28 protein-coding genes are annotated in these 25101 nt (G+C 35.0%); 1 reads left to right on the plus strand and 27 read right to left on the minus strand.

Going from position 1 to position 25101, the window contains the following annotated elements; translation table 11 throughout:
• Nucleotides 1-3: 3 nt before the first annotated feature.
• The 23 genes from mnmA to H0I41_RS05855 form a co-directional block, all read right to left on the minus strand.
• On the minus strand, nt 4-1131 hold the full coding sequence (gene mnmA / locus H0I41_RS05745) for a tRNA 2-thiouridine(34) synthase MnmA (protein ID WP_182094506.1): 1128 nt from the start codon (nt 1129-1131) through the stop codon (nt 4-6).
• A gap of 17 nt (nt 1132-1148) precedes the next feature.
• Nucleotides 1149-1484 carry a DUF1831 domain-containing protein gene (locus tag H0I41_RS05750; protein WP_011161851.1) on the minus strand — a complete coding sequence of 112 codons (336 nt, stop codon included), beginning with the start codon at nt 1482-1484 and terminating at the stop codon, nt 1149-1151.
• Nucleotides 1485-1587: 103 nt separating this feature from the next.
• Nucleotides 1588-2742: a cysteine desulfurase family protein gene (locus H0I41_RS05755; RefSeq protein WP_011161850.1), complete on the minus strand. Its 1155-nt coding sequence runs from the start codon at nt 2740-2742 to the stop codon at nt 1588-1590.
• A gap of 101 nt (nt 2743-2843) precedes the next feature.
• Nucleotides 2844-3545 carry a 5'-methylthioadenosine/adenosylhomocysteine nucleosidase gene (locus H0I41_RS05760; protein WP_004897569.1) on the minus strand — a complete coding sequence of 234 codons (702 nt, stop codon included), beginning with the start codon at nt 3543-3545 and terminating at the stop codon, nt 2844-2846.
• Between the two features lie 15 nt (nt 3546-3560).
• Entirely contained in the window at nt 3561-3851 is a 291-nt protein-coding gene (locus H0I41_RS05765; RefSeq protein WP_011161849.1) for a hypothetical protein, read from the minus strand.
• Nucleotides 3844-4407, minus strand: a complete 564-nt coding sequence (locus H0I41_RS05770; protein ID WP_011161848.1) for an NUDIX hydrolase — start codon at nt 4405-4407, stop codon at nt 3844-3846. Before H0I41_RS05770 ends, H0I41_RS05765 begins: the two co-directional genes overlap by 8 nt.
• A 13-nt stretch (nt 4408-4420) precedes the next feature.
• Nucleotides 4421-4630, minus strand: coding sequence for a cold-shock protein (locus H0I41_RS05775; protein ID WP_004894259.1), 210 nt, complete (start codon nt 4628-4630; stop codon nt 4421-4423).
• Nucleotides 4630-7416 carry an isoleucine--tRNA ligase gene (gene ileS, locus H0I41_RS05780; RefSeq protein WP_041818519.1) on the minus strand — a complete coding sequence of 929 codons (2787 nt, stop codon included), beginning with the start codon at nt 7414-7416 and terminating at the stop codon, nt 4630-4632. Before ileS ends, H0I41_RS05775 begins: the two co-directional genes overlap by 1 nt.
• Nucleotides 7417-7643: 227 nt before the next feature.
• Nucleotides 7644-8432, minus strand: a complete 789-nt coding sequence (locus H0I41_RS05785; protein WP_053106981.1) for a DivIVA domain-containing protein — start codon at nt 8430-8432, stop codon at nt 7644-7646.
• Nucleotides 8433-8436: 4 nt separating this feature from the next.
• Complete coding sequence (locus H0I41_RS05790; RefSeq protein WP_004897574.1) at nt 8437-9234, minus strand: YlmH family RNA-binding protein; 798 nt, start codon at nt 9232-9234, stop codon at nt 8437-8439.
• Nucleotide 9235: 1 nt separating this feature from the next.
• On the minus strand, nt 9236-9532 hold the full coding sequence (locus H0I41_RS05795) for a YggT family protein (protein WP_011161845.1): 297 nt from the start codon (nt 9530-9532) through the stop codon (nt 9236-9238).
• A complete protein-coding gene (locus H0I41_RS05800) occupies nt 9532-9966 on the minus strand; it encodes a cell division protein SepF (protein ID WP_004897575.1) in 435 nt (144 codons plus the stop codon). The genes H0I41_RS05795 and H0I41_RS05800 overlap by 1 nt, the downstream gene beginning before the upstream one ends.
• Nucleotides 9967-9984: 18 nt before the next feature.
• Nucleotides 9985-11361 carry a cell division protein FtsZ gene (gene ftsZ / locus H0I41_RS05805; protein ID WP_004897576.1) on the minus strand — a complete coding sequence of 459 codons (1377 nt, stop codon included), beginning with the start codon at nt 11359-11361 and terminating at the stop codon, nt 9985-9987.
• Nucleotides 11362-11378: 17 nt separating this feature from the next.
• Complete coding sequence (gene ftsA, locus H0I41_RS05810; protein ID WP_004897577.1) at nt 11379-12749, minus strand: cell division protein FtsA; 1371 nt, start codon at nt 12747-12749, stop codon at nt 11379-11381.
• A 64-nt stretch (nt 12750-12813) separates the two neighbouring features.
• Nucleotides 12814-13662 (minus strand): cell division protein FtsQ/DivIB, encoded by an 849-nt coding sequence (locus H0I41_RS05815; protein ID WP_135014352.1) that lies wholly within the window; start codon nt 13660-13662, stop codon nt 12814-12816.
• Nucleotides 13663-13680: 18 nt separating this feature from the next.
• On the minus strand, nt 13681-14793 hold the full coding sequence (gene murG / locus H0I41_RS05820; RefSeq protein WP_061400789.1) for an undecaprenyldiphospho-muramoylpentapeptide beta-N-acetylglucosaminyltransferase: 1113 nt from the start codon (nt 14791-14793) through the stop codon (nt 13681-13683).
• Nucleotides 14794-14795: 2 nt separating this feature from the next.
• Complete coding sequence (gene murD / locus H0I41_RS05825; protein ID WP_061400788.1) at nt 14796-16178, minus strand: UDP-N-acetylmuramoyl-L-alanine--D-glutamate ligase; 1383 nt, start codon at nt 16176-16178, stop codon at nt 14796-14798.
• Nucleotides 16179-16185: 7 nt separating this feature from the next.
• Entirely contained in the window at nt 16186-17145 is a 960-nt protein-coding gene (gene mraY, locus H0I41_RS05830) for a phospho-N-acetylmuramoyl-pentapeptide-transferase (RefSeq protein WP_004897580.1), read from the minus strand.
• 24 nt (nt 17146-17169) lie between these two features.
• A complete protein-coding gene (locus tag H0I41_RS05835; RefSeq protein WP_135014351.1) occupies nt 17170-19320 on the minus strand; it encodes a penicillin-binding protein in 2151 nt (716 codons plus the stop codon).
• Nucleotides 19320-19682: a cell division protein FtsL gene (ftsL, locus tag H0I41_RS05840; protein WP_004897582.1), complete on the minus strand. Its 363-nt coding sequence runs from the start codon at nt 19680-19682 to the stop codon at nt 19320-19322. Before ftsL ends, H0I41_RS05835 begins: the two co-directional genes overlap by 1 nt.
• A 28-nt stretch (nt 19683-19710) precedes the next feature.
• Nucleotides 19711-20658, minus strand: coding sequence for a 16S rRNA (cytosine(1402)-N(4))-methyltransferase RsmH (gene rsmH, locus H0I41_RS05845; protein WP_041818606.1), 948 nt, complete (start codon nt 20656-20658; stop codon nt 19711-19713).
• Nucleotides 20659-20662: 4 nt separating this feature from the next.
• A complete protein-coding gene (gene mraZ, locus H0I41_RS05850; RefSeq protein WP_011161838.1) occupies nt 20663-21094 on the minus strand; it encodes a division/cell wall cluster transcriptional repressor MraZ in 432 nt (143 codons plus the stop codon).
• A gap of 180 nt (nt 21095-21274) precedes the next feature.
• Complete coding sequence (locus H0I41_RS05855) at nt 21275-21610, minus strand: DUF3397 domain-containing protein (RefSeq protein ID WP_004897585.1); 336 nt, start codon at nt 21608-21610, stop codon at nt 21275-21277.
• A gap of 97 nt (nt 21611-21707) precedes the next feature.
• On the opposite strand from H0I41_RS05855, the gene H0I41_RS05860 reads away from it, so the two are divergent.
• Nucleotides 21708-21836: a DUF4044 domain-containing protein gene (locus H0I41_RS05860; protein WP_004894226.1), complete on the plus strand. Its 129-nt coding sequence runs from the start codon at nt 21708-21710 to the stop codon at nt 21834-21836.
• 49 nt (nt 21837-21885) lie between these two features.
• Here H0I41_RS05860 and mreD read toward each other — a convergent pair whose 3' ends face one another.
• The 4 genes from mreD to H0I41_RS05880 form a co-directional block, all read right to left on the minus strand.
• Complete coding sequence (gene mreD, locus H0I41_RS05865; RefSeq protein ID WP_004894222.1) at nt 21886-22419, minus strand: rod shape-determining protein MreD; 534 nt, start codon at nt 22417-22419, stop codon at nt 21886-21888.
• Complete coding sequence (gene mreC / locus H0I41_RS05870; RefSeq protein WP_011161837.1) at nt 22419-23270, minus strand: rod shape-determining protein MreC; 852 nt, start codon at nt 23268-23270, stop codon at nt 22419-22421. The genes mreD and mreC overlap by 1 nt, the downstream gene beginning before the upstream one ends.
• Nucleotides 23271-23334: 64 nt before the next feature.
• Complete coding sequence (locus tag H0I41_RS05875; protein WP_004897587.1) at nt 23335-24336, minus strand: rod shape-determining protein; 1002 nt, start codon at nt 24334-24336, stop codon at nt 23335-23337.
• 137 nt (nt 24337-24473) lie between these two features.
• Nucleotides 24474-25085: a JAB domain-containing protein gene (locus tag H0I41_RS05880; protein ID WP_004897588.1), complete on the minus strand. Its 612-nt coding sequence runs from the start codon at nt 25083-25085 to the stop codon at nt 24474-24476.
• Nucleotides 25086-25101: the final 16 nt, after the last annotated feature.

Raw genomic sequence — 25101 nt, forward strand, 5'->3', positions numbered from 1 at the left:
AAACTATACTAGTTGTAATTGCTTTTCATTTTGGTATGCACGGTCAATTGTAGCTCCACCTAAGCACTCTTCACCATTGTAGAACACAATAGCTTGTCCAGGAGTAACAGCACGTGCTGGCTCATCAAACTCAACATGAACTGTATTATCCTTTGCACGGTAGTGCATAGTTACACCAACATCAGGTTGGCGGTATCTAAACTTAGCAGTACACTTCAAATCAACGTCGTGATCTGGTTGGCCTGTAAAGAATGATACACCGCTTGCATCTAAGCTAGTAGTATATAAAAGCTTACTGTCATAACCTTGTTCAACAATTAGCTCGTTCTTCTTTAGGTCCTTACCTACTACAAACCATGGATCAGTTGATTCCTTAGTTGAACCTAAACCAAGGCCGGATCTTTGACCAATAGTGTAGTACATTAAACCAGCGTGCTCACCAACAACTTTTCCATCTGGAGTAACCATTTTTCCTGATTGAGCTGGTAAAAATTCACTCAAGAATTTTTTAAAGTTACGTTCACCAATGAAACAAATTCCTGTCGAATCTTTCTTTTTAGCAGTTGCTAATCCTGAAGCAATAGCAATTTCACGTACTTGTGGCTTAGTTAAATTAGCAAGTGGGAAAATTACCTTCTTCAATTGATCTTGTGAAAGTTGGCTTAAAAAGTAAGTTTGATCCTTATTGCCATCCTTTGGACGCATCATATGAACAACACCGTTGTCGTCAACTCTGGTTGCTGCATAGTGACCCATTGCAATATAATCCGCATCTAAATCCATTGCGAAATCTAAGAAAGATTTAAATTTTATTTCTTTATTACACATTACATCAGGATTTGGAGTTCTGCCCTTTTTATATTCATCCAAGAAATATTCAAATACGCGCTCCCAATAATCCTTTTCAAAGTTAATAGAATAGTAAGGAATACCGATTTCATCTGCAACTTTTTTTACATCTTCGTAATCCTCAGTTGCCGTACAAACTCCGGAATCATCAGTATCATCCCAATTCTTCATGAAGACGCCGACAACATCAAAGCCTTGTTGTTTGAGTAAAAGTGCAGAAACTGAAGAATCAACTCCACCACTCATACCAACAACGACTCTAATTTTGCTGTTATCTACCATTTTATCCTTTTCTCCTTTTAGCAAGGTGCAATAATTTGGCGATCTTCAAGATCCTTTAAAATGAAGTTAAGCAGTTCAACCATTGGCGCTAGTTGTTTATTCTTAAAAATATTAACCTTTTGCAAACCATTAGTATCTGTAACTACCATTGTTAAATGATCTAAATCTTCATTAATTGTTAGCTTTAATTGACAGGTAGCATTATAAGGGGACTCATTATATAAGGGATGCTTATACATAAAATTACCTCTTTTAGTTTTTGTGAAACCTGCATCAATCAATGCATAACGCTTAATTTCAGGATTAATCGTAAATTTACGATTATCGCCGTTAATAATTACTGTATTTGCCATAAAAATATCACTCTCAATATTATTATCTTATTTTTTGTAAGTGTCAAGTATATGATTTTACTATTATTATACCTTAAGACAAATTCTCAAAAAAATAATTTTACTATTTATCTAGACGCTTGCACATCTTAACTAAATCTGCTGCAAATTCTTGAATTTCTTCTTCAGTATTAAATCTACCAAAGCTAATTCTAATTGATTCCTCAATTCTTGGTGAATCTTCCCCATACATTGCCTGTAAGACATGTGAAGGAGTAAGAGAACCTGCCGTACATGCAGACCCACCAGAAACAGCATATCCACTTAAGTCTAAATTAGTTAAGGCAGAGTAAGTACCTACACCTTTTAGCCATAAGTTCAAAACATGGTGAGATACTTTGCCTTCAAGAGTTCCATTGACTTCATAATCAATTTGATTTTTATCAAGTTCATCCAGAATTATTTTTTGAAAATTTTGGTACTTCTCTTGCAGCTTCTGCTTATCCATTTCATTTAGTTCTTGAGCAGCTATACCAAAGCCGGCAATACCTGGTACATTTTCCGTCCCGGGACGGCGTTTAGTTTCCTGTTCGCCTCCTAAAAGTAAATTACTTACTTTTAGACCATTTTTTTCATAAAGAAAACCTAAAAACTTTGGTCCATTAACTTTATGAGCAGAAGTTGATAATAAGTCGATGTTCATTTCTTTAACATCAATTTCAATATTTCCGAAGCCTTGTACGTCGTCTACATGAAAATATGCATTAGAATCTTTTACTAATTCACCAATTTCTTTTAACGGCATAATTGATCCAACTTCATTATTAACTGCCATAATAGAAACTAAGATTGTATCTGGTGTTAGTTCTCTCTTCAAGTCGTCTAAATTAATATGGCCAGTTTCATCGACATCAAGATAGACAATTTCGTATCCTTCCTGAGCTAAGCGTTTCATAGGATTTAAGACAGAAGGATGCTCAATTTTAGTAGTAATAATTTTTTTACCAATATCTTTTCTAGCACGTACTGTACCAAAAATAGCAGTATTATTGCTTTCTGAGCCACCACTAGTAAAAATTATTTCTTTATCTTGGGCATTAATTGTTTCTGCTAGTTGATGACGAGCTGTTTCAACTACATGACGAGCCTTACGACCAAATGCGTGTTGACTAGAAGCGTTGCCAAAATCATCAGCCATTTCACTACTAATTTTTTCAATAACTTTTGGATCCATTGGCGTAGTCGCCGCGTTATCTAAGTATACATTTTTCCTAGTCATATTATCTTATAACCTCTTTACTTTCCTTACATTTTGGAAGTGGCTCTTTTATTTTAACATAAAAATAGACTAAGTTACGATGAACTTAGTCTATCAATAGTTTAATCTAAAACTGTTTCTTCAAGATAGGATGCAATTATACTTGCAGCTTTTGCTCCAACTTCCTTGACGAATTTATCAAAGTCATTGTCAGCATTAGCATCTCCATTATCTGAAATAGCACGAATTGCAACCAATGGAGTATTAAAATGTCTAGCTACTTGTGCAAAAGCAGCTCCTTCCATCTCTACTCCCAATGCGTCAGAGAAATTCTTTTTAATCTCATCTTTTTGTGCTTCAGAAGCAATAAAACTATCTCCAGTTACAATCAATCCTTCTTTAAAAGGAATATCATGTTCCTTTAAATATGCTGCAAATTTTGTACGGAATGAATTATCCAGAGTATAGCCTGCAGGCTCCTGGGGAATTTGTCCTTCCACATAGTTACCTGCACTAGTATTATGAGCATCATAGTACATAAACTTATTAGGCAAAATTAGATCTTTTCTCTTTACATCTTCTTGCAGTGATCCAGCAGAGCCAGTCATAAAAATTACATCAATATCTTCTTTAGTTAACAGGCTAGTCAAATTCATAGCTGCATTAACTTTACCGATTCCACTTAATCCTAAGTAAATGTCATTTCCATTTACTGAAAAATGATCAAATTCAGTTGTGCCAAAGACTTCTTTATTTTCAGACTTAAAATGCTTTTTATAGAATTCTGCTTCTTCTTCCATTGGGACAATAATTGCGATTTTCATTTCTTACCTCTAAATCTAAAGTTTAAACAAAGCGAACAAAACTATAACTAACAAAACAACAACAATTAAAATCGCATAGTTCAGACGTTTTTTTAAACGATCAACCTTATCTTCACGCTTTTCTTTTAAAGCACGATTTGCGAGATCCTCTCTTGATTCAAATTTTGAAGAATCTTGAACCTCAACTTTTTGATCACTTACATCAGCTTGATGCTTATCTTTCCTCAATCGTTTAAAATTATCGAAAATTTTGCTTACTTTTTCTTTTTGTTGCTTTTTACGATAATCTGCTCGTTTTTCAGTCATTACTTTGATTTCCTGTTAAAATCATATTTTCCCAAAATGTAATTGCCATTACAGTTTTTGCATCCATAATTTCTCCAGAAGCAATTAACTGTTTTAATTCTGGCAGACTGTACCATTCTTGAGTTAAAAATTCATCTTCATCAAGAGGACGTTTATTTTCAATTTTTGACAAAGTATCACAATAGAATAAATGAATTTTTTCATCACAAAAACCAACAGATGTATAAAATTCACTTACCTTTTCCCAATACTCAGCCTTATAGCCACCCTCTTCATTCAACTCTCTTTTCATTGCATCAAGAGGTGAAGCATCTGTCTCATCAATTAAACCCGCAGGAATCTCCAAAGTTAATTGTTTAATGGGCTCACGCCATTGCTTTACAAGAAGCATTTTTTTCTCATCATTGATGGCAATTGCAGCACTAGCATCAGGATGCTTAACTATCTCACGAGTAGCTGTTTTTCCATTAGGCAAACTAATAGTTTCAACATTTAAATCAATAAGTTTACCTTCGAAAATAGGTTTATTTGAGATTTCAGTTTCTCTCAGATTCACTTAATTTCTCCTTTTAGTCATGATCAACATAAACGTTGATACATTGTAGACCCTTTTTTCCTTGCGCTAATTGATAACGAACTCTTTGACCTACGTTCAGTTTTTTATAACCTTCTTCTTTAATTGACTTATAAAAAACAAAGTAAGATGAATGAGTTAAATCATCCTCAATAAATCCATACGCAGAGTTTGGATCAAATTGTTTAACAGTACCTTTACGCATTATTTTTCTAAACCTTCTTTTTCTGCTTCAGGAAAGTTTTCAGCAACGATAGCTGCACAGCGCGCACATAATTCTGGGAAACGTGGGTCACTACCAACATCGGTTGTAGTACGACGACATCTTGGACAAACTTCACCAGCAGCGTGTTCCACTACAATGGATGCAGTTGGCAATTTTTCAGCATTTTCAGGTGCTTCTTCATCACTAATAGTTAAATCAGAAACAATCAAAATTTGTCTGATATTAGCGTTTAATTTATCGAGAAGTGCCTTCGTTTCTTCAGTTGGGTAGAGAGTAACGTGTGCTTCAAATGACTTACCAATTACCTTAGCATTCCGTGCTTTCTCAAGTGCCTTCAACACATCTGAACGAACTTTCATAAAGGCATTCCAATCTGCTAAAACTTCATCCTCATTAGCAAAATGGTCTACTTCTGGCATATTAGCAAGTTGAACGTAATCTTCTGGTTCCTTGAGATAACCCCAAACTTCTTCCATAGTATGTGGAAGGATTGGTGTCATCAATTTAGTTAGCTTAACTAAAACATCGTAAATTACAGTTTGCATTGAACGACGAGTTTCACTGTCTTCAGCATCAATGTAAAGAATGTCCTTAGCAAAGTCTAAGTAAAAGGCAGATAAATCATTAGAAATGAAGCTAAATACTTTCTTATAAACACTATTAAAATCAAACTTATTGTATGCTTCAATTGCCTCTTCGATCAAGCGATTTAACTTGATTTCCATATATTGATCTACACCGGACATATCTGGATAAGCAATTGCATCTTCCTTAGGATCAAAGTCAGAAGTATTAGCAAGCATGAAACGCATAGTATTTCTAATCTTACGGTAGCTTTCAGCAGATTGACGTAAAATATCTTGAGAAACTGCTACATCAGAAGTAGTATCTGCTCCGGCAACCCATAAACGAATGATTTCTGCACCCATTTGCTTGATTACATCATTAGGTGAAATTACATTACCTAATGATTTAGACATCTTGTGTCCCTTGTCATCTAAAACAAAACCTTGAGATAAAACTTGCTTATATGGAGCTTTACCAGTTACAGCAACTGAAGTAATTAAACTTGAGTTAAACCAACCACGGTATTGGTCACTACCTTCAAGATATAAATCTGCTGGGAAACCTAAACCATCACGCTCTTGCATTACACCAGCCCAAGAAGAACCAGAATCAAACCAAACATCTAAGATATCAGTTTCTTTTCTAAACTTACCATTTGGTGAATGTTCTGACTTAAATCCTTCTGGAAGTAGTTCTTCTGCAGTATGAGTGTACCAAGCATTAGAACCTTCTTTTTCAAAGATTTGAGCAACATGTTCAATAGTTTCTGGAGTAACAATTGGAGTATCGTCTTCTGCATAGAAAATTGGAAGTGGTACACCCCATGCACGTTGACGAGAAATTACCCAATCACCACGATCTTTAATCATATTGTAAAGACGGGTCTTACCCCATGCAGGGATGAAATTAGCTTTTTCAATTTCTGCTAAAATTTGATCTCTAAATTTGTCAATTGAAGCAAACCATTGAGTAGTTGCACGGTAAATAACAGGTTTCTTAGTACGCCAGTCATGTGGATATGAGTGAGTAAAGAAGCTAAGCTTTAAGAGTGCGCCAGCTTTTTCAAGCTTATCGGCAACAACTTTATTAGCATCATCATAAAACATTCCCACTAAGTCTGGATCAGGCACTTCTTTAGTAAATCTACCTTGTGCATCCATTGGACTAAATACTGGTAAGCCATAGCGACGGCCGACATTGTAGTCATCTTCACCAAAACCAGTAGCGTTATGAACTAGTCCAGTACCATCATCAGCAGTAACATAAGTATCATTCATTACCACCCCAGTTACATCATATAGTGGATGTTGGTAAGTCATTCTATCAAAGTCGGTACCCTTTAAGGTCTTAACAACCTTATAATCTTCCCAACCTAAATCTTCAGCAACTGCTGAAAGACGTTGTGAACCGATGACATACTTTTTACCATTAACTTCAACTACTGAATAATCAAATTTAGGATTTACAGTAATTCCGACATTACTTGGAATAGTCCAAGGAGTAGTAGTCCAGATTACTAGTGAAGTATCTGAATCTAGAATACCCTTTCCATCTTTAATTGGAAAAGCAACATAGATTCTTGGTGATTTAATGTCATGATATTCAACTTCAGCTTCAGCTAAAGTGGATTCACTTGACCAAGACCAGTAAACAGGCTTCTTACCCTTATAGATATAACCTTTTTTAAACATTTCACCGAAGACTCTAATTTCTTCAGCTTCAAATTTTGGTTGTAAGGTAATGTAAGGATGATCCCAATCAGCCATTACTCCTAAGCGTTTGAAGTCGGCCATTTGTTTTTGAACTTGTTCTTCCGCAAACTGGCGACAAAGTTCTCTATATTTAGCCCGATCCATTGTTTTACGGTCAACGCCCTTTTTAGCTAATTGTTGTTCAACTGGAAGCCCGTGAGTATCCCATCCAGGAACATAAGGAGCATAGTAACCATTCATATTTTTGAAACGAACGATAATATCCTTCGAGATCTTATTTAAGGAGTGTCCCATGTGAATATTACCATTAGCAAATGGAGGACCATCATGAAGGTCAAAACGGGGTTTGCCTTCATTAAGTTTTAATCTTTGTTCATATAATTTATTTTCTTCCCATTCTTTTTGCCATTCAGCTTCACGAACTGGAAGATTACCGCGCATTTTAAATTTAGTTTTACCTAAATTCAATGTATCTTTGACTCTCATAAAAAATCCTTTCTTAATCAAAAAAAGCTTCATCCCAAATAGGACGAAGCTTCTCGTGGTACCACCTAAATTGAATAGGGTACACTTACCCTATCCCACTTATTCTCTGTGTATCGTACAGAAAACGTTTAAGTCAATTGGCAGCTGATTAACTTTCGAAAGTTGTTAGTCTTTCACCATCACTAACTCGCTAAGGTATCTACTTGTTGTTACTGTCGACTTAAATTTTAATTATCTTTTAAATCATCAGGAAAAATAATTACTGGACCATCGCGACGCTCAGAACTTTCCTCCGTAGCATGCATACTTTCCTTAACAGAGTTTTCTCCATCTAAGAGTTCAGCACTATCTTCCTTTTCTTGAACAGAGTTTACTTCATTTACTGTATTATTGTCAACCTCTGAAATAGCAGAATTAGTTTCTTCAGACGGCACTTCATCCTCTAGTGGTCCATCCGGAATTTGCTCATCCTCGAGAGGCTGTGACCCATCAGCTGGATATAAGCGGGAGCGGCCATAGTATTTATCTAGGTAATATTGCCAATCAGAATCACTTAATTCTTTGATCTGATCTTTTAACATTCCTTGAACTGCTTCTCTAAAATCTTCTACTTTTGCCTTAAGTAACTCATAATCATGATTTAAGGTATCATATTGCTTTTGAAGGTCAGCTCTTTTTTTCTCGCCCTCATCTCGAGCTTTATTAACTATTTCGTCAGCGTCTTGGTTAGCCTTTTGAATAATTTCTTGTGCTTCTTTATTTGTTCTTTTTTTAATTTCTTCAGCATTTTCTTGTGCTGAAATTAAAGACTCATTAATCGAATCTTTAACCTTTTCAAATTTATCTACTTTTTTCTTTAGTTCAACATTTTCATTTTTTAAATCAACAATTTGATCGAGTGCATCCCCATATGCATCAACAATTCGATCTAAAAAACCATCTACCTGCTTGGAATCATATCCACGAAGTTTTGTACTAAACTCCTTATTATGGATATCCATTGGCGTTAATGTCATATTATCACCTTTTCTTTGCTTGCCATACTTTTATTTCAAGTCTTTTTTTACCTTTCTTCGTAGTGGCAAGATTAATAATCTCATATCTCCCATAATGGCGAATACTAAGCATATCCTGTACAGAAATAATTATATTAGATTGTGTTACAAGATGCCAATTTAATTTCACTTCTCCCGCTTCAATAATTTTCTTAACTTGGCTTCTGCTTAAGTTCGTAATCGCACTGATAACAGCATCAAGTCGAAGTGAGATCGCTACTGAAGTCATTTCTTCGCTATCATCTTCCTGCACTAAAACTTTGGATAGGGGCAGTTCAGATAATTTCACTTTTGTTCTTCCAATTCGATCAATTTCCTCAAGAAAATAATCTTTCAATTCAGCTTTAATGAAGAACTGCCAATTTCCATTTTCATCATTGATAATATCACCAAAAGTATCCAATTCAATTCCTAGGTGCGTCAAAACACCTAAGATTTGACTATGAGTGAGTTCAGACCATTTTTGAGGATAAGCAATTTCTAAAAGCGAAATATTGAATTCATCGGGCTTGTACCCTTCACTCCAATCACATAAAAGCATTCGCTTCTTTTCCGCATTCGAAAAGCCGCCAAAACTATATAACTGTGCATATCCTCCAACTATTTCTCGAAAAATATATTGTTCTCTAGGATTAAGAAAATCAGTTAAAATCGGTTCATTTTTAAATAAAAACTGATTAAAAAGACCGACGAAATAATCCACCGTCGGTCTTTCACTTTCATCAAAATGTTGATAAAAACTACTAGCTTGTCTTTTTTCCATTTTATCTAATAAACACGTACCTAATTATATTTGCTATCCAATAAAGGACATAATTATTTACAAAATAAATTACTAACAAAGCTACAACGGGAGCAAAGGAAATTCCAGCTATTGGAGGAATAAAACGTTCAAATATCTCCAAATAAGGCTCAACAATTTTCCCTAGTACTCGCCCCACTTTAGTCACAAGTAGTCTTGGGATCCAAGTTAGTAAAGTATAGATAACAATTAGAAAGCTATAGATATTTAATAAATCAGAAATAATGCGTAATATCCAGCCTATAATTGAAAATACCATTAATCCATTTTATCTTTCTTTTCAACCAATTCAGCAATTTTACCATCAGTTTCAAATTTTGGTGGAGTTGCTAAGAAGATCTTGTCCCCCACACGTTGAATTTCACCGTTTAAGGCATAAACAGTACCAGTAATAAAATCAACGATTCTACGTGCCTGTTCATCATCCATACGTGCAAAATTAATAATAACAGCCTTGTTATTTAGAAGATTTTGAGCTACTTCTTTTGCATCAGAATATACACGAGGCTCGTATAAAACGATTTTACTCGTAGCACTAACACCAGAATTAATAGAAACAACATTTGCTCTTCTCTCATTTTTTTGAGTTTGAGGGATTTCTTCTTGCTGTTCCTCTGATTCAGTATATGGCACTTCATTCATTTCATCATCTTCAGAGATACCAAAAAATCTACCTAATTTATCGAAAGCCATAATCTCTTCCTCCAAATACTAATCTTGACGACGATGTTTGAAGAATGGAATATCATTATCTGATTCATCATCTACACTAGTTTCAATTTGAGAAATACTAGTGGAGTCGTCTGAACTAAATGAATCAAATTCATCGTCATCTTTTTCTTTATTCTCTACAGGTTGTGGACGATTGTTCTCTTTTCTATCTTGCTTCCAAACGCTTGTGGGGTCAAGTAAAGTATCTTGAGATTCTTTCTTTTCTGCTTTTACTTCAGGAATAGATTGAGTAGGAGCTTCGTGAGAAATAGTATTTTCAACCTTAATTTCGGTATCATCTGCTGAAGCAGGCTTAGATACTTCTGGTTGTTCACTCTTTGTAGGTTCTGGAGTTACTACTTCTTGGCGTGCTGGACGTGAAGGGCGACGCATTGGTTGTTTTGAAGCTTCTTCCTCAGCCTTTGAGTCAATTCCTGTTGCAATAACAGTAACTACTACTTCATCACCTAAGTTTGCATTGATTGACGTACCAAAGATAATATTTACACCATCTCCAGCAGCTTTTGAAACAATATCAGAAGCATCTTGCGCTTCAAATAAAGTTAAATCTGGTCCACCAGTAATGTTAAGTAGAACTTGCTTAGCACCATCAATTGATACTTCAAGTAATGGAGATGAAATAGCAAGTTTAGTAGCTTCAACTGTTCTATTTTCTCCGCTAGCACGACCAATTCCCATTAAGGCAGCACCTTGATTTTCCATTACAGTCTTAACATCTGCAAAGTCAAGGTTAACGTAGTCAGTTGAAGTAATTAAATCGGAAATACCTTGGACACCTTGACGAAGAACGTTGTCAGCTTCTTTGAACGCATCCATCATTGGTGTCTTCTTATCAACCATTTCTAATAAACGATTATTAGCAATGATAACCAAGGTATCAACATATTGCTTTAATTGAGCAATTCCTTCTGCCGCATTTTTTGAACGCTTTGGACCTTCAAATGTAAAGGGACGAGTAACAACCCCAACAGTTAATGCTCCAGTTTCACGTGCAATCTTTGCAATTACAGGAGCAGCACCAGTTCCAGTCCCACCACCCATACCAGCAGTAATAAAGATCATGTCAGCGCCCTTTAAAGAGTCTTCAATTGTTTGTTGGCTCTCTTCAGCAGCTTTTTGACCAACTTCAGGATGAGAACCTGCACCTAACCCACGAGTAAGTTTAGGTCCAAGTTGAATCTTATTTTCTGCTTTATTACTATTAAGAGCTTGTACGTCCGTGTTAGCTGCGATAAAGGAAACTCCCTGTACTCCTTCATCAATCATTCGGTTTACAGCGTTACCACCGGCACCACCAACACCGATTACTTTAATGACTGCATTTTTATTGTCATCAGAATCGAAAGTAAAATCCATTTACTAAACCACCTTATTTAATCAAAAAATTTCTTAAAGAATTCTTTGATTCCTTTTTTATTATTCTTATTATCATCATTCTCTTCAGAGGTAGAGACCGTTGATGTAGCACTAGTCTTATTATAATCTTCTTTGGGCTCCATTTCACTAGGAGTTAGGCGTCTTTTGAAAAATTTCATATTTTCTTGAGACGAAGATTGGTTAGAAACCGGAGAAGTAATCTGGTTTCCATAAATAACACTGTTAACCAAGTAATCAATATCAGCCAAACTATAAGCATAATTTACTACTCCATAGCTAGCAGCGTACATTGGATTGCGTAGTCCCATTTGATCTGGTTGAAAAATTCTAGCCTTTACGCCAAAATCTTCTTTTACAATGTCATCAATTCCCTGGAGTGCACTACTTCCACCAGTAATCACAACTCCACCTGGCAACTTGAAGGCATCATGAGATTTTAATCCTTTTCCAATTCGACTGAAAGTTTGATCAAGACGAGCATTTATTATTTCACTTAAATACTCTTCATCAATCATTTTTGGCGCATTTTCACCCACTACATTAACTGGAAATTGATTATCACTAGAAGTTAAGCTTGGATCTGCATAACCAAATTGTAGTTTGATTTTTTCAGCTTCTTTTTTCGAAGTATTTAAAACAACTGAAATATCATTGGTAATATCAATTCCACCCTCTAAATCAATTGTCGCATACTTAATCTTATTTTCATGAATAACAGTAGCAGTAGTTGATCCTCCACCTAGATCCAGAAGAACTGTACCAAAGGTTCTTTCTCCTTCATCAAGAGCAACACTAGCAATTGCTAACGGTGTAGGTACAAAGAAATTATTCTGATATCCTGCTCTTTCGATGGCCTTGCGAATATTATGTAAATCTGCACTAGGTGCCGTCAATAATATACCGTGTACCTCCAATGAATGAGCAATCATTTTTCTCGGATCATCTACATCAGTTTTTCCATCAATTAAAAATTTATTAGGTAAGAAAGCAATTGCTTCTCGACCATCTTTTAATGCTGTATCAATAGCAGTTACTAAAACACGTTTTACATCATTATCAGTAACTTCTCTGCCATTTTCTTCAATGTTAATTAATCCAACAGCATTTTCTAATTGAAGCAATCCAACTGGAATTCCAGTTACTACGCGATAAATCTTTGAATTTGTCTTTTGCGCTACTTTCTTTAAAACAGCACTAATACTTTCAGCAGTTTGATCAATATCAACAATTTTTCCATGCCGCATTCCTTTAGTAGGACCATTTGCAGCACCAATAATTTGCATTTCATTAGATGCAGTGTCAGCGACTACTGCTTTTACGCTTGTTGTTCCTATATCCAAGCCTACAAGTAAATCAGTTTTATCCAAGGTAATGCCCCCAAAACATAACTATACAATAAATTTTAACATATGGTTTAAGTTCTCACTAATATCAAGTCAGTCCTAATTTGACTTTTTCTGCCTGTGTGAGCGGTCTACTATAAGCACCAATTTCAAAATCAATTACAGATGGTTCTCTTAGCTGACTTTTAATTTTGTCATAGTAGCGCATCTTACCTTTAATGGTAGAAAGATTTCCAATAACTATATTATTATCTTTCATTACCAAAATAATCTGCGTTGGCCTTCGTGTTTCACCACTCAGCATTTTAACTTGGTCACGGATATTTTGTGGAAGACTGGCATAAACCTTGATATCTTCGCTAAGAGAGACTTTTTGATTATATCCAGTAAACAAAGGCTTATTTTTATCAATTTTGTTACTTGCGATAATTTGGCTACCTACTTTTCCAGTCGCCAAGATTTTGCGATAGCCGTCACCTTCATGAATATATCCGATTACTGGTCGCTCTTTGATATTTAAAATCAAATGATTTGCTTTTTGGACGCCCACTTGTACTTTCGCTATTTCTGGGAAAGTAGCTGATAGTTTTTTACTGTATTCTTTTCCTTTTAGGAGACAAAAGACAACCTTGTTTTCAGGAGAAATACCTACAGTCTTTACTACTTGCCTACTATTTAATTCAGGCGCTCCTTTAACCTGTACGCTTGCTACATTTGCTTTTGGAGAAATATAGTATCCTAAAGCTAAAATACAACACAGTGAAAAGAAAATTATAAAACCTAATCGAGTCAATAAAGCATGCCGACGTTCAGCTTGCAATTTAGTTAGTGAGGCAGAGACCCGTCTTTTTTCATTAGTGTTTGTCTTATTTTTATAATCAATCCATCCTGATAATTCTTTTTTAGGATCTTTTTTGGTTATTTTTCTCTTAGCCACATGCCTCACTCCCTTTCACTATTTATTTTTAATTAGACTTTCCATCACCGAAATTACTTGATCAGATGCATCTGGAACACCTAATTTCTTAGATGCTTCACTCATCTTCTTTGCATAATTTGTATCGAGTAGAATATGATCGATTGATGAAACAAAGTTATTAGGATTTAAATCATTTTCTGCAATAACTAAAGCAGCTCCTGCTTTTTCCATATCAAGCGCATTTTTCATTTGATGATTATGCGTTACATTCGGACTAGGTATTAAAATTACAGGAACACCAAGGGCGGTAAATTCAGCCAAACTAGTTGCACCAGATCGTGCTACAACGCATGTCACTTGTGGTAATAAGCCTGGCATATTATCAATATAAGGAACAATCTTTATATTTGAATTCACTTCTTTACCGGCTAATTTTTTCTTAACATCGCCATAATACAATTGTCCAGTTGCCCAAATAACCTGATATGGTTTTGTTTCAAGCTCTGGCAAAGACTTTTCAACGATTTGATTAATTGCTAAAGCACCGCGTGAGCCACCAAAAATCAGTACAGTTGGCATGTTAGGATTTAAATCCCATTTCTTAGCAATATCAATGTTTTCTTTATTTAAACCAAGAACTTGTTGTGAGCGTGGATTACCAGTTTTTACTAATTTCTTTTTCTCTGAAAATTGCTTTGCAGCATCATCAAAGGTATAACAAATTTTATCAACATAATGAGCTAAAAACTTATTTGCTAGTCCAACTACTGAATTAGATTCATGAATGATAGTTGGAACATGCATTTTAGCTGCCTCATAAACTATGGCACCTGATACATATCCACCAGTTCCAACGACTACATCAGGCTTAAAGTTCTTAATAATTTGTTTTGCTTCTTTTGTAGCTTTAATAAATAATTCGATTGTTTCGAAATTCTTTAGAGGATGCTTTCGATCAAATCCTTTAATTTTTAAAGTCTTAAAAGGAACTCCTGCCGCAGGAACAATCTTCGATTCTAATCCTCGATCAGTCCCAACAAACAAAATTTCATCATTTGTAACTAATTTACGTTCTTTCAAACGTTCAATTAACGCCATAATTGGATATATGTGGCCACCAGTTCCGCCACCAGAAAAAATTACTCTCATTTTTATTTAGTCTTTAATTCCTTAATAAATTTTACAAAAAAGTCTCCACGTTCTTCAAAAGTGTTAAATTGATCCCAAGATGCACATGCTGGTGAAAACAAAATAACATCTCCTGCTTCACTTAATTCATATGCTCGCGGAACAGCTTCTTGTAAAGTATTAACAATTACGATATCTTTAATACCCGCTTTACGAGCGGCATCAGCTAAAAGATATTTAGTTTCACCATAAAGTACAATTGATTTTACATGCTTTTTAAATAGTGGAACTAGTGAATCAAACATGAATCCACGATCTAATCCACCCGCAATCAAAACTTCAGGCTCTTTAAATGATGGAATAGCTACAGTAGCAGCTTCAATATTCGTTGATTTTGAATCGTTATAAATTTTACGATCATTATAAGTCATTACATATTGCAAACGGTGAGTCGCACCAGTAAAAGTACTTAATGCATATTGAATGTCACTATCATCTGCACCCATTAATTTAGAAATGGCAATCGCTACTAAACAATTTTGTTGGTTATGAATACCTGGGATCTTGATATCGCTGATCTTCATAATGTGATGATCGTCTTTGCTTTCAAGATATTCATCACCAATAAAATAGTCGGCAGTTTTATCTGTTTCCGAAAATGTCTGAACCTTAGCTTTTGTCTTATCAAGCTCTTTTTCTAAAATATTCTTTTGATCAAAGTTAGCAATGAAATAATCATCTTGATCTTGAGATTGAGTAATTCTAAGCTTAGCTTCAACATAATTGTCAAAAGTCTTATGGTAGTCAAGGTGAACATTATTATAAATATCAACAATGGCAGCTACTTTAGGCTTAATATCAGTTACCCCAAGTAATTGGAAACTAGACATTTCTACTACTAGGAGATCTTTAGAAGTTGCTTTTTCAACAACTTCTGAAATTGGAACACCAATATTACCAACTGCATAAGCATGACCACCATTTTTAGATAAATTATGATCCATAATTCTTTGGGTAAGCATGACCGTAGTTGTCTTTCCATTTGAGCCAGTAACACAAACATATGGTGCTTCACTGACATTAAGTGCAATTTCAGGTTCGGTAATAACTGGAATATCTAACTTCTCTGCCTTCTCTACCATTGGATTTTCATAAGGAATTCCGGGGTTTTTAACAAGATAATCAAATTTTTCCTCATCAAAAATCTCTACTGGATGGTATCCAGAAATAACTCTAACTCCTAACTTGTCTAATTCAGCAGCACGATCATCGTTAGACAAATCTTTTTTATCATTTAAAGTCAGCTTAGCGCCAAGCTTTAAAAGAAGCTTAGCAACAGAAAAACCACTTTTTCCTAAGCCTAAAATCAAAATATTTTTATTTTCGTATGTCTTAATTTTTTTCATTTTAAAATTAACCCCAGATAATTAAATAAATAATACTTCCAATTAAACCAACAATCCAAAATACAATATCAACCTTCCATTCAGACCAGCCAAGCATTTCGAAATGGTGATGGATTGGTGTCATCTTGAAAATTCTCTTTCCAGTAGTTTGGAAGGAAATAACTTGTAAGATCACACTTAAAGTTTCTAATACAAAAACAATTCCAATTAAAAGCAATGACCATGGACGATGAAGGAAAATCGATACAGTGGCTAATCCTCCACCTAAAGCTAATGAACCTGCATCTCCCATGAAAATTTTAGCTGGCTTATGATTGAACATGAAGAAACCTACTAAACCACCAATTACACTGAGAGTAAATACAACGATAACCCAATTTCTTTCTTGGTAAGCTATCCAAGCATAAGTAGCATAAGCAATAATGGATAAACCAGTTGCTAATCCATCTAAACCATCAGATAAGTTAACTGCGTTAGAAAAACCAACCAACCAGAAAAGGACAAATAAACTAAAGAGGAAGGAATTTCTTACCATTCCTGCAAAAGGAATATATAATTCAAAGGCAAAATGATCACTAAAGGCTAGTGTAATAATTAAAGCTGCAATAATAATTTGTCCTAATAATTTTTGCCATGCTCTCAAGCCTAAGTTACGTTTGAAATATAGCTTAATTCCATCATCTAAAAAGCCAATAATTCCGTATCCTAAGAAAGCAATAATTAAAATCCATGCAGTCTTATTTAAATCTTTTTGCCAAATCAACACCCATAAGGTAGAAATAACACCGGCAAGCATAAAGACTACTCCACCCATAGTTGGTGTACCTGATTTTTTCTCATGCCACTTAGGGCCTTCATCTCTAATAACTTGTCCTTCATGTTTCATTCGCATGAAACCAATAAACAACGGTAAGAAGATAACCGTAAGAGCAAAGCTGCTAATGAACGGTATCAAAGAAAACTGCATTTTGTATTACTCCTTTAACTTTTACTATTTTAAGTTTACAGATAGCTTACTATTTTTATCAATTACTTTTCCAGCCGGAATAGACTGTTTAGTAACTTTTCCTTTTCCATTAATCGTAATTGGAATATCAGTTGTCGTCATGAAGCTATTAACTTCATCTTCGCTCCAGCCAACCATATTTGGACATGTAACTTTTCCTCCAGTATATAGGAAAATCTTTGTATCGGTATCTTCTTTTACACCGGCTCCTACTGACTGCCGACTAACATTCTTTCCAGTTCCAATCACTTCAACTGAAACTCCTGCATTATTAGCATCTTCTTTTGCTTTTTCAACACTTTTACCAGTTAAAGCTGGAACAGTTACTTTTTCATTAACCTTTGCTGAAGAATCAGAAAGTGAAATCAAGCGATTCATAATTGGTTTAAAAATAGAAGAAAGAATTGTTTCAGCTGGTTTGGACATTTTTTGTGGTTGCTTCATGGTTAAATAAACACAATAACGAGGATTATTAGCAGGTGTTACCCCAACTACTGAAAAAATATAATTATTATCCCCAGTCAAATATCCACCATGCGGTCCAGCTATTTGTGCCGTACCAGTTTTTACAGCGATGCTCTTTCCTGGCATTTTATAAGCTGCACCAGTACCGTAAGATGCGTTTACAACATCTTGCATTCCTTTTAGAACAGTTTTAGCTGTTTTAGCAGAATAAATAGGTGTCCCGACTTTTGTACGGTGAAACTTTTCTACTACTTTACCAGAAGGTGAAACTATTTTTTCGACAAATTGAGGTTTTACCATCTGACCATTATTGGCCAAGGCACTATATGCTTGCATCATTTGCATTGCATTAACATTAACCCCTTGTCCAAATGCAGTAACAGCCTGATTCAACGGAGTAGAAAAGTTTAAAATACCTGCGGTTTCTCCAGGAAGCGTTACCCCTGTCTTTTTACCGATTCGGTATTTATTCAAATATTCTTTCCAAGTTTTTGAACCCATCTTTTGTTCAAGTTTTACAAAACCAACATTACTGGAACGAGGAAATGCTTGGCTAAATGGAATGCTTCCCCACCCACTATTGTTCCAGTCATGAATTGTTGAGCCCTGAACAGTGACTGCTCCAGACTTGTATTGTTCATTAGGATTGTAATGACCACTTTCAATTGCACTTGAATAAGTTAAAACTTTGAAAACTGATCCCGGTTCATAGGAATCCTGCACTAACATATTTCGCCATGATGTATCTAATCCCTTTTTAGTTTGAGGATTAAAGGTAGGACGCTGAGAAGCAGCCAGAATTTTACCAGTTTTAATATCTTCTACAACTGCTGTTAAAGCTTTTGGCTTGTATTTATCTTGCACTTGCGACATTAAAACCTCTAAGTAAGTTTGCAGTCGTGAATCAAGTGTCAAGTAAACATTGTCTCCATCTTTTGTAGCACGTGCATTCTTTTGGCTATTAGGCAATTGATAATTTTCTGCATCTACAAACGCTTCGCGATACCCATCTTTACCGGCTAATTGCTTGTCAAAGTATGCTTCAATTCCCATCGTACCAACTAAAGTACTATTTCCTTGGTTCTTTTGGGGTTGTGCCAAACCAATAATGTGAGAAGCAAAGTTTCCATTAGGATAAAGTCTAGATGGAGTTTCGATAAATTTAATTCCTGGCAACTTCATCTCTTCAATTTTTTCCTTTTGAGATAAAGTTAAGCCTGTTCCAGCTGAACCAAATTCAACCTGGAAAGCCTTATGCTTCGGAGTCAAATATGAATATATTTTTTCTTCACTTAAAGGAAGTACTTCAGCCAACTTTTGTGCTGTTTTGCGTTTATTCGTAACATACATTGGCTTATTATGATAATCAATTGAACTCTTATCTAAGATGGCATATACAGTAAAGACATGCGCATCTTCAGCAAGAGTTAAACCATTTTTATCATAAATTGTTCCTCGGGTTGCTTTTAAAACCTCATTTCGCCTATAAATCTGATTTATACGCTTATTTAGGTTTTCGCCAGCAACCTGATTTGAAATCCCTATATATAAAAATCTACCTATAAATACAAGAAAAACCAAAGCCAAGACTAGCTGGAGGATTCTCCCCACCGTAAAGCGGTAGCCGTGGGCTTTGGATCTATTTCTATTTAAGTTATTAAACTTTTTCATTAACGGACATTCCTAATGTTACTCTCAACCAAGTGCAAGCCTTGATCACGGGCAATTTTATTAATTCTAGTAGTTGACGTTAATTCACCAATCTTCTGACGAAGATCAGTGTTATGACTTTTTTGAGAAATTATTGTTTGCTCAACATTTGCTAATTTATGTTGAGCACTAGTAGCGGAAATGCTAGCTGAAACCAATAAAATCATTAAACCTAATGTAATGAGTGAACCTAGAACGACTAAACTTTTTTCAAATGCTGTCCAAGGAACGCTTTTAGGATTAAGAACAATTGCTTTCTTTGGCTGCTCAGTCTGCTGTTGACTTTGTTGATAATTTAAATTTCTTGCTGAGCTATCAGCCATCTTTTTCTCCTTAAATACTAACTAAAAATTATAATTTCTCTGCAACCCTTAACTTGGCACTGTGTGAGCGATTATTTTCCTCTAATTCATCGCTACTTGCCATGATAGGTTTGCGACTAATCAATCGCAATGTTGGTTTACTGTCAGCCGGTACCATAGGCATTCCCCGTGGTATTTCGACTTCAGAATACTTTTTAAATATCTTTTTGACGATTTTATCTTCATGAGACTGAAAAGTAATTACACTAATTCGACCACCTGGCTTCAATAGCTTAATTGCTTCTTCAAGAGATTCTTGTAATACACCTAATTCATTGTTAACTGCAACTCGAATAGCTTGAAAGCTCTTCTTCGCAGGATGTCCCCCACTTCGTCGTGCATATGCTGGAATGGCATCCTTAATCACATCTACTAAATCAAAAGTAGTTACAATTGGCTTCTCTTTTCTTCGATCAACTATTTTTCTAGCAATCTGACGAGAAAACTTTTCATCTCCATACTTATACAAAACGTCACTTAATTCTTTTTGTGACCACGTGTTTACTATTGTATAAGCATCTAACTCTTGGCTTTGGTCCATCCTCATATCTAATCGAGCATCGAAACGATAAGAAAAACCCCGTTCAGGTTGATCAAACTGTGGAGACGAAACTCCGAGATCGTAATAAATACCATCTATTCCATCTGAAATCCCCAGCTCTACCAGATTTTCTTTCAAATGACAGAAGTTATCATGAACCAACATTAATCGAGGTTCTGCTCCTACCTGTAACTCCTTGGCAAAACTCTCTTTTGCCATAGAAATTGCATACTCATCTTGATCAAATCCAATCACAGTACCCTTATTTAACTTACTGAGTAGATATCGGGCGTGACCACCACCACCAAAAGTTGCGTCTACATAAAGACCACCATCTTTTGGATTTAAATTGTCTATTGTTTCGTGCAAAAGCACGCTTTTATGCTTGAATTTCATAATTTTATAACTCGATGTCATCCAAGTCTTCTGCGATATCGTCATAGTTTTCGTTGGCTTCCTCTGAGAAATCATTCCAGCGTTCTGCTGACCAAATTTCAATTCTATTGGAAACACCAACAATTACACATTCCTTAATGAGTGCGGCATGCTCTTTTAGTGTCATGGTCAGATTAACACGTCCTTGCTTGTCAAACTCACTCTCCATCGCACCTGAGTAGAAAAGTCGCGTAAACTTACGTGCACTTCTCTTAGTCAGTGGAAGTTTGGCTAACTTAGCCTCAATTTTTTGCCATTCTTCAATTGGATAGCCAAAAATACAGCCTTCCATTCCACGAGTAAATATCATCTTATCACCAATCTCAACTCTAAATTTGGCTGGTATAATCAGCCGGCCCTTGCTGTCGAGATTATGATGATACTCGCCCATGAACATGGTCTAGCCCCCTTTCCAATGAATAATTTACCACACTTCCCCACTTTCTACCACAAGTTTTACACTTTTTATTTATATATTACGTTATTTTATGATAATTATAATTTTATCTAACAAAAACTGCCCGCATCATCATGATTGAGGACAGTTTAAGGTTTATTAAAAAAGTGGGGGAAATTTTTATAGTAAAAGCAAAATTAAGAGACCAACGTACCAAACAATGGATGATGCTGCTAAATAGTGCCATAACATTCCAAATGTCTTACCCACCGAAATGTTTTTGTTTTTAATTGCAGTATAAATTGAAACAATTACAACTAAAATAAAGTAAAGTAAAAATCCATACGGTAAAAAAGATGGCTGCTTTGTTTCTTGAGTTAATAACTGACAAGCAACAATAAAGAAAAAAGGCAAAATGTCATAACCACTAAATTGAGCCTTAGGAAATAATTTCACTAGAAAAGCAGCAACGATAATTCCACATAAAGGAATTAAAAAGATAAGCAAAAAATTCATGAAAACCCTCCAATAAGTTTATTTTAAACTATTTCAATTAAATATAAAATTACAATTAAAACATGGTACACTAGAATTATTAATTTAGGAGGGACATATGAGAAAACGTAAGAAAAAATCTGGATTTCAAAAGTTAACTATTATTATGGCCTGGTTTATGGCAGTTATCACCCTTCTTGGGGTAGTAGCTACTGCTTTAATTGGAACTGGTGTCTTTCAATTTTAAAATCTTTTGCATGTTAAAAAGAGCCGCTTAATAGCGACTCTTTTTTTGTTTAGAAATAGTATTCTTTTTTCAAAAATGGATACTCTTCAGCTAGTTTTACCCAGAACCAATAAGTACATAAAACAAGAATTAAGCACCATAGTAAATTAGGCAAAATACTACGTGAAAAACTAGCAAAAGACAATTGGATTATGCCTACCATATTAAACATCAAAAACACATAAGCACTTACGCATAAATAAGTAACTAAACAGATTAATAATCTAAACCAGAATACTTCTGGAAGAAAGCGAGCACTTTGCTGAATAATAAAACAGATTAAAGGAAAAGCTACAGTATAAATTCCAATAATTCCTAAATAGTATAGATCCGCAATAAGGCCTAATCCTAAGCAGAGCCAAATATCAGCATCATTTTTATCATCGCATAGAGAAATTAAGGTAATCCCAATAATTGTTAACCAACAACTTCCAGAAAAACCTCGATGAAAGATAAAAGTCTGTAAATTATAAGCTAATACTCCATCTAGAATTAATGCCACAAACAAAGCAATGGCAACATACCATCGACGTAATTCTGCCATTACTCTTCAACCTTTCTTTTAATTACAGATACAACTGATGGATCGTTAAGGTTACCTGCTGGTTGAATTTCGACAACATCTGATAAGCCAAAAGTATCCCGGGTTGTTTTCTTAACTGTTCCTATTAAGAGACCTTTTGGAGATAGGCCACCCATTCCACTAGTATAAACTCGGGTTCCTTTCTTCAATTTTTGACCATCAACTACTTGGGTAAATGCTATTTGATTATTTCCAACAACAGAAATTACTCCATGAACTTTTTTACCATTAGCTGCATCAGCTTCTACAGCAAATTTATTTGTTGATTTATCAGTTGTAGTAATCAGTTCGACCTTTGAAGTAGTACTATTTACCTCAACAACCCGTCCAATTACACCTTTACCTGCCATAACAGGCATATTCTTCTTAACACCTGCTCTTGAACCTTGATCAATAATTAATAAATCTGACCAAGTATCTGCAGCACGAGAAATCACCGAACCATTAATAATTGTATAGTCCGTCAAAGTTTTCTTTAATTTTAAAGCTTGCTTTAACTGAGTGTTCTCAGCTTCAAGTGAACTATTTCGAGCCTTAGTTTGAGCAAGATTATCAACTTGCTTTTTTAAATGATCGTTTTCAGCTTGAGTATTAAACAGATCTTCTACATTAGCCGCCCCATTAGAAATTAAGTTAATTGGCCAATTAACTACTCGGGTTACTATGGAAACCGTATCATTACCAATTTTTTGAACTAAAAAAGGTGATTGTCTCCTATTACGTAAGCGAACAGAAATAGATAACATACTTAAAACTAAAATAACTAGGACAAAAATTGTCAATAACTTTTTGTTTTTGAGAAATTTTTTCATCTACTACTATCTTCCTAATTTAAAAGTTAATAGAAAAAGACCGGCTTTTACGCCGGTCTCTAAATTAACGTCTCTTACGCATAACTTCAATATTTTTGAGAGATTCACCGGTACCAATTGCAACACAATCAAGTGGATCTTGAGCAATAAAGACTGGAACTTTAGTAGCATCTGAAATAACTTCCGGTAAGTTCTTCAAAAGAGCTCCACCACCGGTTAATACGATACCATGGTCAATAACATCAGCAGCAATTTCTGGAGATGTTTCTTCCAAAGTTTCTTTAATTGCTACAATTATATTTTGAACTACTTCTTGAATAGCTTTTGCAACATCTTCTGCATTAATATCAATTGACTTTGGTAATCCTGTGACTAAATCACGTCCACGAATATTCATTGATTCAATTTCTTTTGCCTTTTCAACTGAAGCAGAAGCAATTTGAATCTTAATAGTTTCAGCAGTTCTTTCACCAATTAATAAGTTGTAATTTTGATGAATATAAGTTGCAATTGAACTATTAAACTTATCTCCTGCCATTCTAGTAGAACGAGATGAAACAATACCACCTAATGAGATAGTTGCCACATCAGTAGTTCCCCCACCAATATCAACAACCATTGAACCTGTTGGATCCATAACAGGAAGGCCAGCACCAATAGCTGCAGCAAATGGTTCTTCAATTACGTATGCTTCACGTGCACCAGCAACTCTAGCTGCATCAATAACAGCTCTCTTTTCAACTTCAGTTACACCTGATGGTACACAAATCATTGCAGCTGGTTTTGAATTACCAACTGTTTTTTCCATGAAATACTTAAGCATAGCAGCAGTTGTATCGTAATCTGCAATTACTCCATCTTTCATTGGTCGAATAGCAACAATTGATCCAGGAGTTCTACCAATCATCTCTTTGGCTTCGGAACCAACTGCAATAACTTCACCCGTTTGAGTATTCTTAGCAACAACAGAAGGTTCACGTAAGACAATACCTTTACCTTCAATATAAACGAGTGTGTTGGCAGTTCCCAAATCAATCCCAATATTTTTAGATCCTAATCCAAACACGCAAAATCTCTCCTTAAATTTATCTCTTTAATTATTTTAGCCTAAATCGTATCTTTATTTAGTCTTAGATATTATAGCATAGAAACACTGATGTAAAAATTTGCTTTAAGGAAATTTGCCTAATACTTAAGGAAGACTTAAAGAAGTTCAGTCTCTCGAAAGCTTAAATAGGTATTATCTGTCACAATAAAATGATCTAAGAAATCAATTCCCATACATTTACTTGCCTCTGCCAGCTTCTTGGTAAAACGCAAATCATGCTGCGATGGCTGTTCATCCCCACTAGGATGATTATGTGCTACAAAAAAGGCAGTACTATTATAAATGACAGCCCATCGAAAGATATCTCGGGGATGAGCAACTGCTCTATTTACCGTTCCCTGAAAAATTAATTTTTCAGCAATTATCTTATTTTTTGAATCCAGATAAATCCCATATAGCTCTTCTTGCGGACGGCCACATAATTTATCCGCGATATAGCATCCTACTTGTGAACTTGAGTAAAAACTCTCAATTTTCTTATTATTGACGCTCTTTACGCGCTCCAATAACAATTGAAGTAAAATTGCTACCTCATCATTGCAACTTGGGCTAGCAGCAAATTGCCATAGTTCCTTAAAGCTACTGATCCCTACCTCATCTAGTTTTCTAAATAAACTATTAAATGTAAGAATATCTTTTTTCTCTAACGATTCAGCTAATTTCTTTATTAAATCAACATCAGTCTGCAATAATTCTTCTTTTTTCATAAATATCAATTACTCC

This window comes from Lactobacillus johnsonii (assembly GCF_014058685.1).
Taxonomy (GTDB): domain Bacteria; phylum Bacillota; class Bacilli; order Lactobacillales; family Lactobacillaceae; genus Lactobacillus.